The following is a 12,359-nucleotide window of genomic DNA, read 5'->3' as shown; positions in this document are numbered from 1 at the left end:
ATTAACACTTTTATTTATTAATTTTATTTCCTTCCCTATTTAAACTTCTAAATGATGAGGGACTGCGCTTGTTTTATTCTATATAACCAGTTGATATGTATTGAGTAGTTATTCTGATTTGAGCTTAGTTCTTTCTAATGGATAATTGAAACTAAAAATCAGACGAGATTCTTGTTAGTATAGAGTAACCTTTTTCACTCGATTAAAGATAACAAGTATCTATGGCAATCGCTCGGTGTGCTTCTGAAATAACTTTACCCGTTAAAAATCTAGGATGGAAAACGATTCTTGAGTTTTTAGACTATCAATTCCCGCTGATTGGTAAGCAGGTTTGGCAAAACCGCATTCTTGAAGGCAAAGTACATTGGCATTCCGGTGAGGCAATTAGCCTTAACTCGACTTTTCAGCCAAGTAAAAGGCTCTGCTATTATCGAGAAGTTGAAGAGGAGCCTAAAATTCCTTTCACTCATAAAATTATTTATCAAAATGAACACTTACTCGTTGCTTGTAAGCCCCATTTTTTACCTGTTACGCCTGGTGCTGAGTATGTTAATGAGTGTTTATTGGAGCGTATTAGACAGCAAACAGGGTTGACCGATATTGTTCCTCTTCATCGACTAGATCGAGATACTGCGGGGTTGGTAATGTTTTCATTAAATCCTGATAGTAGAAACGGTTATTATCAGCTTTTTGCTGAACGAAAAATAGAAAAACGTTATTTAGCTATTGCGCATTTAGGTCACGCTCTTCAAGCATTATCAATTCCGCACAGCTGGCAAATTATGAATCGACTCGAAAAGTCCAAGCCAAGTTTTACTATGACCGAAGTGAAAGGCGATATTAACGCGCGTTCAAAGATTAAACTCGTTTCAAAACAGGCAGGCTTAGGATTATTTGAGCTATTTCCAGAAACGGGTAAAACCCATCAGCTCAGGCTCCATATGATGAGAATAGGTGTGCCAATATTGAATGATCGTTTTTACCCAAGGTTGTTACCTAAAGTTGCTCCTCAATTTGATAAACCGTTACAACTATTAGCGAAGAATTTAAGCTTTGTTGATCCGGTTAGTGGTATAAAAAAAGAGTTTGAATCTGAACGTAAGGTGGAGTTGTGGTCTGTTATTGAATGAAGGTAAACCGCTGAGGGAAGTAGTCTTCGTAAAGTTGAGATGTGTCCACTTCTTTTTCTATCGATCTGCCGTGATATTTTCCACTATGTCGTTTGAATTATATTCGATAACCAATAGACTTATTAATAAGAAATTTGCATAGGAAAATACGTCTTCGTTTACATTGACTTTTTGTCCATTTAATTCTATTTGTTTCTGATTGGTTATGTGTTCAAAGTATCCAATCTCCTTAGCTAAAGTTAAAACTTGTTTCCTTTGCATGCCTTTTTTAATTTGAGATTTCATATCATGAAACTTCATCTGCCCAACATAAATTGGATAATAGAAATAGCTCATATATGCTACTAAAAGTAAGATCAGTACCGAGGTTATTTTGATATATTTATTCATGATTTATCTGATGCACTATATTTCACTTGGTAGATTGAGCTAAACCAATTTTGTAATAGTTAATTTTAAATACTGTTTTATATGACTTATATGCTGCATTTTGAATCTATTTTTGAGCCCTGTCTTCTGTTACCTGTTCAAAATTGGGTAAAAGAATAAATGCATTCAAATGTTTATCCTGCAAATGAAATAATTCATTCTATATTGCTTCTTGTTCTGTATTATTCAATGGCATTTCATTAGCAAATTTAATACCTTACTCATGTGAATATGTTTTTGTGTATTTATTAACGTTATTGCTAAACAAGTTAGACAGCTGTTTTTGATCAGTGAGACTGATCTCACCCTCAGTACGGAAAGCAGGTATAAATCTAAATAGTTTAATGGTAAACACAACTTTCTTTAACATAGGAACATAGTCGTCAAATTGAAACGCGAAAGTTTTATTTTTATGTTCAATTATTAATGAAGTTTTTGAGTTTTTAATCACAACACATTCATCAATTGGAACTTCTAAAAGATTACAGTACTCTCCTGAGCATGAATCAGCTTTAAAAAATTTCTTTCCATTTCTTTTCTCAATTGAGCTTTTAATTGATGCGAAATATATATCTTTCATTTTTACATTATTAATATTCACATCACCGGGGGCTATCTGAGCGAAGGGGCGATTTGGCTCCGGTGTATGTATTATTGATTATCTATTTAAAAATTATTAACAAGGAATATCGCCGACACAAACCCAAAGTATATCCCATGCATTTTGTCCAGTGTTACATGTATCATTATAATAAATATTAACATCAGTTTTACTATGAAAAGCTGCCATAATGGCTGATTGAGTAGCATCAAATGATGGAGAAGAGCTATCAATAGCAAGACGCCCTGTGCTGCTACACCCGCCAGCAGTAATTCCTTCTAGTTTTAGAAAAAATAATTTTTCAACACCTTGTTTTGACACAATGTAACCAGTTATTTTCCCTGAATGTGATTTCAATTCAGCAAATGCAGGGCTTATAAAACCGACTAATAAGCTAACTAATATTAATTTTTTCAAGAATAACTCCTTCTTTTTATCTTAATAAGGAAACAAACAATGATGGTACTATTAACGTTCAAATCACGCAAACAAGGACAAACTTATTTACATACATTTTCTTATTACATATCATTCGATAGATATATTTCAATAACTTCAATCAAAATGACATTTTTAATAGCGAGTATTTTTAGTTTAATTATTTATAAAGAGATAGCAATATCCAGATAATTATTAGCAAACTTGAGGGAGTGGATTAGTATTGATAATGCTAAGTAGTTGATTTTATTTATATTTAACTAAAGCATGTGTAATCGAAGATTGAATTCAAAGCTATTCTTGATGAAAAAGTAGACCCGCTCTTTATTCAGCAAGCGGGATAAAGGCTAACTACCATAAATCTCCTTGGCGACAATACTCAACAAGAGATTTAACAAGCTCCGTTTGATTAACAACACCGATTAGATTGCCTTTTTCATCGGTAACAGGAATGTGACGAATTCTTCCGCCTTGAGCGATAATAATTGCTTCTAGTACATCGAGATCATAACTGGCAGCTATGACTCCTGGTGTCATTACATGAGAAACTGTTAATTCATTCCAACAGGCCCCTTGAAAACTCTCAGCAAAAAGACCAACAACATCACTTTCGGTAATTATGCCTATAGCCTTGCCTTTCTCCGAAATCATAATACAGGATGTCTTGTTCTTATGCATTTGATAGATTGCATCAGGTAGCAAGCAATCGGGCGCAACAGAAAGGAAAGAGTCTGAAATAATCTCTGAAATTAAAGGTGGCTCCATAAGTGATTAATTAGTTATCTGATTTTGTTTTCTCGTGACTAATAAGTATAGCTAATGATGAGATTTTAGCAGTTTTTCTTCTAGTAATTTTATTAAATTGATAAGTCGGTAGTAATATTTATTATTAGCAATTATATTTTTGCTAGTTTCTAGCAACTTTAGAATGCTTAGTTTAGTTGTAGTAAAGTATTCAATTAAAGCCCACTGTTGAGGCCATAAAGAATGAAGTAAGTAAGTGTAGAAAAGAGTAAGTGTGAACACCAACTTCTTATATTTTTCTAATTCTTGTTAGATTTTTCTTTTGTTTCTAAGAAATAATTCGTCTTGTTTTTAACTAAATTAATTAATATCACTATCGCTATGATCGTTCCAATTGGAAACAAAAGTAAAGCAAAAATTGCTGATATCAACGAAACTCGATAAACCCACGGTCTTCTATGTTTAAAAATTAGAACAGAAATTGCTAATAATATTACGCCGGGAAGTGCAATAACTACGCCTAACACAGTACTTACAAGCGCTTGCGATATTCCACCGGCCATTACTTTGGGATCGCCGGAGTCTGTTAACGTAATAGTTTGAAATATCTCAGTCATGGAAAATATAGTTAAGATCATTCCAATAGGAAGCGCCAGTACAAACAAAGCTCCCAGCAATGCAAGCCATTTACCTACGACAGATGTCTGTTGTTGATCTTCTGCAATTACTTCTGATTTTGGGGTTTGATACATCGATTTACTCATTTTATACATCTAATACAGCATTCTGTGACAAGCCGGAGCACAGCATAGATTTATCCATAGTAAAGTTTTGTTATCTAATACAATTTTCAAAGAGAACTACTGAACAGAAATCAGGTTTGTTTTAACTAACTTAACCGAACCGCTTTTCTAAGCTAGTTCTATTGTTTGCCCCTGTATAGCAGAGAGGCTCTAAATAAGTCTTCTCTGGTAAATTCCACACCAATACCATTAAGTAAATCGGCTATATTAAATATGATAATATAACCGACTTAATTTAATAGGAGTAACTAATTAAACAAAGAGTCTCGTAAACATCCTACAACATTAAAATAGGTTGTCTGTCCATTCTCTTCATCTTGTTGTCCATAACGAATTATTTCTTGTATAGGGACATTGCAACTAAAGAATGAATTTTTTTCTCCCCAAGGATCAAAGCCTATTGAACTACACGTACCATGTTCAAAAAATGTTTCTACATCACTAAATGCGGTGCGTGTACCACCTCCATTTTGCCCTCCAAAAAAACAACTATTATACTTCCAGCCAACAACCGTCGTTTTGGCTGAATCAGAATAATATACCGTATACATCGAGTACTTCGGCATTGCCAGAGCAGAACTTGAGATAAAGGTTAATGTTATAGATAAAATTAATAAAACTTTTTTCATTTTTAAATTTCCTTTTATTTTATTTTAATGGAAAAATACTAAAGTGTATTCTTCCGTTAAAATAAAACTCAACCTGATATAAAATTTTAAGTTCCTCATTATTTTATGAGTTTACATTAAAATAAGCACACCACAAAGTGGAAATAAATTGCTTTACTGCATATAAGTAAATATCTCAAATTCAGTTTCTTATTTTATTTCAAAGAGTGATAAAAAACTCAAGCTATTTACTCTGCTTAGACTTGATTTATAGTACTTGTTTGAGTTGTATAAAAGCCTTTGCTGTTCATTTCAACACCGTGCTTAGATTTCTTCGTTTGAAATACATTCCCATACTCCATAGTAGCCCAATTCTCTCATATATTGAGTTACTTCATAACTAATGTCGGGGAGCATTTCAGTATTACCAGTTGAGCCTAAAACAACAATATTATTTTCTTCATCTTCATTGATTTGCTCCACCATTAACCAGATAAATTTAGAAAATGTTTCAGCTTCTACTTCATTTTTTACACCAGTTAGGAGCAACTGCTTAATGTCTTTACGATCTAGAAAGTGAACATAGTGTTCTAGCAAGTCTTCAACATGCGTATAACGTTTAAAATTGATCATAATACTTTTCTCCTTTCATTCTCTCTGCTAACGCTAAAAAAATAGAAAAGTGACTGCTGAGATGATCACCCTGCTCAGACAGCGGTGTGCCACAATTAAGTTGAAAAGTCATAATTTAAACAAGGTGATCGTCATGAAACATAGCGTAATAGGTATCGATTTAGCAAAGAATATTTTTCAAATCTGCGCACTCAATAAAAATAATGAAGTTGTCTTTAACCAACGCGTTAAAAGACATCGGTTACTGCATGTCCTTCGTCAATTTGAACCTACCTTAATTGTCATGGAAACTTGCTATTCATCCAATCATTGGGGGAGAGAAATGACGAAACTAGGCCATCAGGTTAAACTCATTCCTGCTTTTCGAGTCAAACCTTTTGTTGTTGGTAATAAAAATGATGCCAATGATGCTCTCGCCATTTGTGAGGCCGCTCTACGTCCTCAGATGAAATTTGTTACAGTAAAAACTTTAACACAACAAGATATCCAAACCGTTTATCGGATCCGAGAACGTGAGATGAAAAATCGAGTGGCTCTCATCAATCAATTGAGAGGCTTGTTGAGTGAGTATGGGTTCTTTTTTGCCAAGACACCCCGAGCATTGAAAAAAGCCATCCCGGAATTATTAGAAGATGGTGAGAATCAATTAACGTCAATCGCTCGAGCGATGGTTTATCGTCTTTTTGAACAGTGGGAAAGAAGGGATAAGGAAATTAAAACGCTTGATAAACAGCTACTGGACTTAGTGCAACAACATTCAGATTATACTTTATTAATGAGTATTCCGGGCGTTGGCCCTATCGTGAGCGCATTGATTATGGCGAGTGTTACTGATCCCAATCAATTTAAAAATGGCCGACAGATGGCGGCCTGGGTTGGTCTCACACCCAAGCAATTTGCCAGTGGTGAAATCAATCGTCTGTCGAAGATAAGTAAACGTGGCAATGTTGATCCATGGCGCTCGGACAGTTGTCAACTGGTGTCAGAAAAAAGACGATGCTTTAAGTTTGTGGTTAAGAAAACTCATGGCTAATAAACATTCTTGTAAAGTCACCGTTGCTTTAGCCAATAAAATGGCAAGAATAATCTGGGCGGTATTAACCAGCCGTCAACCCTATAATAGTCAATTAGCTTGCGCATAATTATTGATACTTTTATTGGCGTTTAAAGAACGGGGAATGCACTGACAAATTAAACGGTTTGTCCGTCCCAGAGCCTGAGTGTAGACATGGCCATCAAGGCCCGGTGACTGCGGAGGCGGGATGGACATCATTAATCTCATCAAGGTACAAGATACCGGATATATGTCAATGACCGTGATTCTTTCAAGCATTTCTGTTATTCAGGAAAAAATAATGAATACATAAAAGAGTTGTCTTTTATCGGGTAATCATATATGTCTATAATTATTGGCCAATGTGAGTACCGAACTCAAACTAATTAATAATTAAATTGAAGTCGATTTGGAGAGATGGTATCTACTTGGCTATTTTGCAACTATCCATATCCAAATAGATACGCCGCTCGTTGGATCCACTAAACGTAGACACGATCAAATCTCCTGAAACGTCATCCTGCTTTACTTCCTTAATTAGAGAGAGGTCTTTTTCACAAACCGAACCATTCTTTTTATTTTCAATGCAAACCGGCCCTTCCCAGATATCTGGCTTATACTCATCATTCGGACCAAAAAGCATAACCCTATATTTTTGTAAATCTATGACTGTATGGTTGCCGGACTGCGTGCAAGAATTTTGACTTTCATATATGAATGACTCACATGAAGCTAAGGAAAGACAAATAGCAAAAGAAACAATAATAACGAGCAAGCGTCTCATTTTACTAAGCTCCTACAAGCGTAAATTACGTTATCTCTATCAATTTTATTCCAAGACCAATTTATTGTTGTATTCTTCTTAGCAATGCCACCTAAACTTCCCCAATAAGCAGTCGGATATTTACTATGTGAGAGCGGACCAGGAACGACAACCACTACATGCCCATGGGGATTGGCTTTTAGACCCGCCACTACAAACATTCCACTTGTAGCTTGTAAGCATGCCTCAACCCCCGACTTAAGAATCCTCCAAGGGTCTCTCTGAATCTGATCCACTATATCATTTGCCTGACCTGATAATGGTATTTTTAATTCAGACGCGATAGCTTTTATATATCCACTACAATCTTGCTGATACGTGGCCCAGTATTTTTCACAAAGGGTTAATATTTTTTTTGAATTTTCATTTGTAGACACTTCCTTCATCCTCTGATTTATGATTTAAATTATAACTGGCTAAGAAAACTTGGCTACAATTGGCAACCAAAGTAAACGGGGACATCCACATAAAGACATAAGTGATGGGTGTCCTGACTTATTGTAATTATGCTAAGGTAATCTTCTTCATATCCCCAATCTGGCATAGGAGTTACGAGGAGCATACCTAACAATGGAATAATCGCGAAGATCATAGTTGCAGAGTTTGTTGCAAAAGAAGCACAAACATCTTGAAGTATAATCTTATCTATCTCATCCCAAGTTTCAAAATCCTTGGCGATCTTAACAGCGTATTCGCGATAGCCTTCATCGTCGAGACCAATCTCGGTCCACGCCAAAGAAGCTGCATCCCAAATGATGAAATCTCTCATGTGTAGTTCGGACACCTAACGCCCTGTTAATGGGCAAAATATTGTTGGCTAGAATAAGCGACGAAGGAGCAAAAGCCAACTGTATTTTGTCCTTGTTTAACAGCTTGTTATGCTGCTTATGACTTAAATAGCAAAACACTTATACTTTCCATTGTTTCGTCTTTTACGCTGCCTATTGCATCAATTCTCATTGCTTTTACAACTTCTTCAAATGCTTTAAATGCTTCATCTGAGTTTAATGCTCCATGCTTAGAAAAGAACTCAGCTAGCTTTATGATTACGGTTGATTTTCCATATATTGAAATTCGGCTTTTAGCGTCAGCTAATCGCGTTAACATATCTTTGGTTGGCTTTCTGTCCTCTTTTGCTATTTGAGAGAACTCAGCAACCAAATTTATAAAGTCGATATAAGCTTGCGTCCTAATTTCAATATTTTTCGATGACCTATTATGCCTTTGTGTCGCTCTATAGTTAATAGCAGCTAGAAATAGTGCAGTAATTGAAGCGATAATAGCTACCATTAATTTAACATCTATCACTGAACTCTCCTTGCAGCATAACGCCTCAAACAGTAGTTTATCTACTGCTTTGACTGGTTAATTGATGTTAATTGCCGCTAAATAATTCAGGATTGCTACGAATATAGCTTATTCTCAGTTTTGACAAATCTTCAGGGTATTTAAAAAATTCATCATCCAAGTCATTTAGCTCTGTATGTTTATAAGTTTCCGAGAAAGCTTCTAATGTCCCCTTTTCTCGATACTTTTTCATTTTAGGAATTTCTTTAATTGCTATTTTAATAGCCTGCTCCATTAGAAGTGCATTTTTGGGAGCTCCAATTTCCCTGAATCCATAAAGAGCTTCAAAAGCAAATTCTCCAGTAGAATTCCAAAAATATTGATTATATCCACCGTTATTCACTTCTGCCTCAACCCACCAAGTAGTAAATATTGCCTGAAAGCCTTTAGATAGGCCCTTCACAATATTATATTGGTTATCGTAGTCATCTCCGATCTTGGAATAGATATAATCGATGATAGCTTGCTCTAAATCTTCATCAGATATTTTCAGCAATACTTCTTTATTCAGGTGAGTATAAATTTTTCTATTCTCAAATTCTCTGATGCTATTTTCTAGCTCCTCCTCAAAAGACATATCAATCTCTTGCTCCTGAGCTTGGAGTGGCATTATTAATGTAAAAAGGCAAAGTAAAAGTAATTTCATTTTTCAATTAACAGCTGATTGAATGCAGTTAATCTCATTAATACTCAAACAACCGTTTAACTGCATTTCGACTTTTTAATAATTATCAAATACTTACCTAACTTGGCTGCTATGTCAACTCCGTATTTAATAAGATTAACTGCAATTAAATACAAGTGCACTTTTTATTCCTTTTCAAAATCAATGAGTTATAAATATTAAGCTTCTCAATAACAAAATTATTTAAACTTTAAACGAAAAAAAGTTTGTGGGTTTTCATCTGAAGGCGATTCTTTATATTCAACTATAAATTCCTTAGCTTCTAAATCAATTAAAAAAGAATTAATGTAGTTTGCATCTAGCGAATCATGAATAATAGGTTTTGTAATTGAAACAGAACAGCGGTCAAATTGAGGCTTTTGATCATACACTTCTATTATTTCTGTTTTTTCATGCCAACCTGAAATTCGCAATACCATGTAATAGTGAGTTCCTTCATAAAGTTTTTGATCAATGATAGAAACCGTATCTATCGTAATCGGACACTCGGTATTACTTTGTCCACATGATGTGCATAGTAATAGCAAAAGTACGATTTTTATTAGTTTAAACATGTTACCAAACCTCAAGCCATTGAGCTTTATAATTAAATACTTTGGCAATACCCAACTTTGTCATATATTCAGAAAGGCCATCATAAAGTAGCAAAGTGAATTTCCCAAGCGGTATTTCAGAATAATAGTTTTTCTTTTCGAAAGGATCAAAATCATAAATGCTATTGACACACCAAGTTGTTTTGTTTTTGCCTGTTTTCAAATTAACGGTGTAAGCTTCCAAGTAAAAATGCCCATCAGCTCTATGGAGACGAGTATCATTTTGAGCGGCTTCTAATACGCCATCGTGCTTCATTTTTCCCTCTGTTAAGTAGTTCATTTTAGTCAGTTTTTTAGCATAAGGTTTTGCTCTAAACATTGGGTTGTTGCATTTTATATGAGAATAGTTGTATTTTTTCGACTTGAGTTCCGAAATAAATAGTTTCATCGCTGACATAGTAGCTTGAACAATTAGAGACTGCTCATAGACTTCAGAGCTAATCATAAAGTTTTTTCCATTTCCATTCACATAATGATTGGCAAGCTGAGCGGCTTCTTTATAACCTTTCCATTGACCGCCCCACCAAAACGCTTCATATAACTCTTTCAAGAATTCTTTATCATCTTCACTAAAATTAAGTTTGGCTCTTGCCTTGCATGCTAAATAATCTGAAGCTTCTTGTATTTTTTTAAAGTCTTTTGATGAATTAAATTTTGCAGCCATCCCCATATTCCATAAAGGTGATGATGGAATATCAACTTTTTTTGAAAGACATAGCGCTGCTTTTTTCTGTAGCTTTTCAACTTTATTTTCTTGTAGTGAATTAGACATACTTTACTCCTTTAAAATAGAGTTGATTTACATGCATTGTCACCTATTGGCTAGTCATTGAACAGGATAAAAACAAGTCAATGTTAACAAATAATTTTAAGGTAGGTTATTAAAGCAAACATAATTTTTTAGATAATTCAAATTATTTCACATTTTAGTGAGTTAATAGGTTTTCGATATTAGGAATAAAATTTATGTTTTTATTGTTTTAAATAAACATCCGTTTTCTCTATCTACTAGCAGATCAAACTTTTCAAAAACGCATAAAAAACTACGCGCTAATATCCAAAATATTAACGTTGTTTTTTCCTATTTTTTCTTAGGCTTTTACTGCTTTTTTATGATAGTATTTCTCCTGCAATCGACTGTTGTTTAGTCGGTCATTTTGCAAGAACTGAAATGTTTGAATGGCATTTTTTTCTGTTTGTAAAAACAGGTGATGAGAAAATAAAGTTTGAACGATTTGTCAGTTGCAAACTAAAACCATTAACTTAAAAGTTAGTTGGCCGTTAAGACGCCCCGGGCAGTAGTACCACCTACCACCCAGAGCTAGGCCACAGTCACTCTTGGGAGTAACCATGACTTATCTTTATTATAAAGCTTTGTCGCTAACAGCGCGAGCCCAGTTTTTCAAACACCTTAGGTGTCATACAATTATCACTAATCTCCATGCCTTGCATTTAACTTTTTGTTTCTTAAAGAAAAAAATCATTATCTAATCCCGTTTTAACCTGTTTCAGACAGATTGTTTGATATTTGAGATATTCAAATTAAGCATTGCTGTGCCTAAAAAAGCCACCAGCAAGCTTAAACAATTCGTCATAACCCAGTTTGAGAAGCTGGGTAAGTGCATGGTTAATGGGACCCAATGAATGATATCGAATGCAAAAAAAGAGTCTTCTCTTTCTGGTCAGTTGAACCTATGGCTTTTATTGGTTCATAAGCCGTATGACCAGTTTTTTAAATCACAACTTAAAACTGTTAGCAAAAGAAACACAAAAGGAATTTAAAAGATGTTATTACCACCCAACAATCCATTGAATCAAAAACAAACCAAACAATTATTCAAAGAGACAAGAAACTTACTCGGACTTTCTGGTGAACTACTTGGTATTTATTTACCTCACTTTAAAAATACTCAACAACAGTACCAACTGTTTTCTTTATGTTGTAATTTTTTTCAAATGGAAAAACGTTTTAATTTACAACTCAATCAAATGGGAATTGATATTCTCAACTACCAATACAACACTGATATGTTGTTTAACACACCACTCATTCAATATGATTTTATCGATTATGTGAATCAGTTTTTAGAAGCGGTACAAAACGGAAAGCAACCGCTTGTTGTTCGTTCACCCAACCGAGGGCGTTACTAATGAGCAAGAAAATACTCTTCAAACAACAGTCAGTTGAAAATGTTTTACTGGAAGCAAGTCAAGTGATGGATATTACCGCCCAGTTTTTATGCTCACTACTCAAACACCCAACTAGTCATGAGCAACACAACTTAGTTTATTCGCTTTCACTCAGTTACAACTTGATGGAGCAACTGATTAATGACAGTTTAAAAGCAAGTTTTTCAGTTGATGTGTTTCAGCAAAAATATCCAACATCAAAAGATAATATTGCGGCTGAGCTAAAAGGAAAATTAAAACAGTTTGGGCAAATTATTAACGAAAGCCGGGTTGAATAACCC

The 12,359-nt window shown here is 34.5% G+C and carries 16 protein-coding genes and 1 pseudogene; 4 read left to right on the top strand and 13 right to left on the bottom strand.

The window, feature by feature from the left end:
- Positions 1-221: 221 nt before the first annotated feature.
- Positions 222-1,130, top strand: coding sequence for a pseudouridine synthase (locus ACT5E3_RS24000; protein ID WP_444996100.1), 909 nt, complete (start codon positions 222-224; stop codon positions 1,128-1,130).
- A 57-nt stretch (positions 1,131-1,187) separates the two neighbouring features.
- Here the strand turns inward: ACT5E3_RS24000 and ACT5E3_RS23995 are convergent, their stop codons facing one another.
- The 6 genes from ACT5E3_RS23995 to ACT5E3_RS23970 all read right to left on the bottom strand — a co-directional run bounded on the left by ACT5E3_RS23995 (position 1,188) and on the right by ACT5E3_RS23970 (position 5,386).
- Positions 1,188-1,415: a hypothetical protein gene (locus tag ACT5E3_RS23995; RefSeq protein WP_444996099.1), complete on the bottom strand. Its 228-nt coding sequence runs from the start codon at positions 1,413-1,415 to the stop codon at positions 1,188-1,190.
- An 820-nt stretch (positions 1,416-2,235) separates the two neighbouring features.
- Entirely contained in the window at positions 2,236-2,577 is a 342-nt protein-coding gene (locus ACT5E3_RS23990) for a hypothetical protein (RefSeq protein WP_444996098.1), read from the bottom strand.
- 372 nt (positions 2,578-2,949) lie between these two features.
- Positions 2,950-3,363: a CBS domain-containing protein gene (locus ACT5E3_RS23985; RefSeq protein WP_444996097.1), complete on the bottom strand. Its 414-nt coding sequence runs from the start codon at positions 3,361-3,363 to the stop codon at positions 2,950-2,952.
- 278 nt (positions 3,364-3,641) lie between these two features.
- Positions 3,642-4,106 (bottom strand): MotA/TolQ/ExbB proton channel family protein, encoded by a 465-nt coding sequence (locus ACT5E3_RS23980; RefSeq protein ID WP_444996096.1) that lies wholly within the window; start codon positions 4,104-4,106, stop codon positions 3,642-3,644.
- A gap of 287 nt (positions 4,107-4,393) precedes the next feature.
- Positions 4,394-4,774, bottom strand: coding sequence for a hypothetical protein (locus ACT5E3_RS23975; protein WP_444996095.1), 381 nt, complete (start codon positions 4,772-4,774; stop codon positions 4,394-4,396).
- Positions 4,775-5,077: 303 nt separating this feature from the next.
- Entirely contained in the window at positions 5,078-5,386 is a 309-nt protein-coding gene (locus ACT5E3_RS23970; RefSeq protein ID WP_444996094.1) for a hypothetical protein, read from the bottom strand.
- 133 nt (positions 5,387-5,519) lie between these two features.
- On the opposite strand from ACT5E3_RS23970, the pseudogene ACT5E3_RS23965 reads away from it, so the two are divergent.
- Positions 5,520-6,528, top strand: a pseudogene (locus tag ACT5E3_RS23965) (IS110 family transposase).
- Between the two features lie 336 nt (positions 6,529-6,864).
- Here ACT5E3_RS23965 and ACT5E3_RS23960 read toward each other — a convergent pair.
- The 7 genes from ACT5E3_RS23960 to ACT5E3_RS23930 all read right to left on the bottom strand — a co-directional run bounded on the left by ACT5E3_RS23960 (position 6,865) and on the right by ACT5E3_RS23930 (position 10,660).
- Positions 6,865-7,224: a hypothetical protein gene (locus ACT5E3_RS23960; RefSeq protein ID WP_444996093.1), complete on the bottom strand. Its 360-nt coding sequence runs from the start codon at positions 7,222-7,224 to the stop codon at positions 6,865-6,867.
- Complete coding sequence (locus ACT5E3_RS23955; protein ID WP_444996092.1) at positions 7,221-7,640, bottom strand: hypothetical protein; 420 nt, start codon at positions 7,638-7,640, stop codon at positions 7,221-7,223. Before ACT5E3_RS23955 ends, ACT5E3_RS23960 begins: the two co-directional genes overlap by 4 nt.
- Before the next feature lie 53 nt (positions 7,641-7,693).
- Positions 7,694-8,032 (bottom strand): hypothetical protein, encoded by a 339-nt coding sequence (locus ACT5E3_RS23950; protein WP_444996091.1) that lies wholly within the window; start codon positions 8,030-8,032, stop codon positions 7,694-7,696.
- A gap of 116 nt (positions 8,033-8,148) precedes the next feature.
- The gene (locus ACT5E3_RS23945) at positions 8,149-8,571 is read right to left on the bottom strand and encodes a hypothetical protein (protein WP_444996090.1); all 423 of its coding nucleotides are present in this window, start codon (positions 8,569-8,571) and stop codon (positions 8,149-8,151) included.
- 67 nt (positions 8,572-8,638) lie between these two features.
- Positions 8,639-9,256 (bottom strand): DMP19 family protein, encoded by a 618-nt coding sequence (locus tag ACT5E3_RS23940; protein WP_444996089.1) that lies wholly within the window; start codon positions 9,254-9,256, stop codon positions 8,639-8,641.
- Between the two features lie 218 nt (positions 9,257-9,474).
- A complete protein-coding gene (locus ACT5E3_RS23935) occupies positions 9,475-9,849 on the bottom strand; it encodes a hypothetical protein (protein WP_444996088.1) in 375 nt (124 codons plus the stop codon).
- 1 nt (position 9,850) lies between these two features.
- A complete protein-coding gene (locus tag ACT5E3_RS23930; RefSeq protein ID WP_444996087.1) occupies positions 9,851-10,660 on the bottom strand; it encodes a hypothetical protein in 810 nt (269 codons plus the stop codon).
- Positions 10,661-11,673: 1,013 nt separating this feature from the next.
- Between ACT5E3_RS23930 and ACT5E3_RS23925 the strand changes: the two genes are divergently transcribed.
- Positions 11,674-12,039 carry a hypothetical protein gene (locus tag ACT5E3_RS23925; protein ID WP_444996086.1) on the top strand — a complete coding sequence of 122 codons (366 nt, stop codon included), beginning with the start codon at positions 11,674-11,676 and terminating at the stop codon, positions 12,037-12,039.
- Positions 12,039-12,356, top strand: coding sequence for a hypothetical protein (locus ACT5E3_RS23920; protein ID WP_444996085.1), 318 nt, complete (start codon positions 12,039-12,041; stop codon positions 12,354-12,356). The genes ACT5E3_RS23925 and ACT5E3_RS23920 overlap by 1 nt, the downstream gene beginning before the upstream one ends.
- Positions 12,357-12,359 lie beyond the last annotated feature (3 nt).

Source organism: Aliikangiella litoralis (genome assembly GCF_052495765.1).
Note: the sequence above shows the minus strand (reverse complement) of the source record. Positions and strands in the feature narration are given on the sequence as shown.

Bases quoted from the DNA above. Each gene is read 5' to 3' on its own strand.
- ACT5E3_RS23980 (WP_444996096.1), bottom strand. From the start codon at position 4,106: ATGAGTAAATCGATGTATCAAACCCCAAAATCAGAAGTAATTGCAGAA.
- ACT5E3_RS23925 (WP_444996086.1), top strand. From the start codon at position 11,674: ATGTTATTACCACCCAACAATCCATTGAATCAAAAACAAACCAAACAA.
- ACT5E3_RS23940 (WP_444996089.1), bottom strand. From the start codon at position 9,256: ATGAAATTACTTTTACTTTGCCTTTTTACATTAATAATGCCACTCCAA.
- ACT5E3_RS23995 (WP_444996099.1), bottom strand. From the start codon at position 1,415: ATGAAATCTCAAATTAAAAAAGGCATGCAAAGGAAACAAGTTTTAACT.
- ACT5E3_RS23970 (WP_444996094.1), bottom strand. From the start codon at position 5,386: ATGATCAATTTTAAACGTTATACGCATGTTGAAGACTTGCTAGAACAC.
- ACT5E3_RS23950 (WP_444996091.1), bottom strand. From the start codon at position 8,032: ATGAGAGATTTCATCATTTGGGATGCAGCTTCTTTGGCGTGGACCGAG.
- ACT5E3_RS23920 (WP_444996085.1), top strand. From the start codon at position 12,039: ATGAGCAAGAAAATACTCTTCAAACAACAGTCAGTTGAAAATGTTTTA.
- ACT5E3_RS23960 (WP_444996093.1), bottom strand. From the start codon at position 7,224: ATGAGACGCTTGCTCGTTATTATTGTTTCTTTTGCTATTTGTCTTTCC.
- ACT5E3_RS23930 (WP_444996087.1), bottom strand. From the start codon at position 10,660: ATGTCTAATTCACTACAAGAAAATAAAGTTGAAAAGCTACAGAAAAAA.
- ACT5E3_RS23975 (WP_444996095.1), bottom strand. From the start codon at position 4,774: ATGAAAAAAGTTTTATTAATTTTATCTATAACATTAACCTTTATCTCA.
- ACT5E3_RS23985 (WP_444996097.1), bottom strand. From the start codon at position 3,363: ATGGAGCCACCTTTAATTTCAGAGATTATTTCAGACTCTTTCCTTTCT.
- ACT5E3_RS23935 (WP_444996088.1), bottom strand. From the start codon at position 9,849: ATGTTTAAACTAATAAAAATCGTACTTTTGCTATTACTATGCACATCA.
- ACT5E3_RS24000 (WP_444996100.1), top strand. From the start codon at position 222: ATGGCAATCGCTCGGTGTGCTTCTGAAATAACTTTACCCGTTAAAAAT.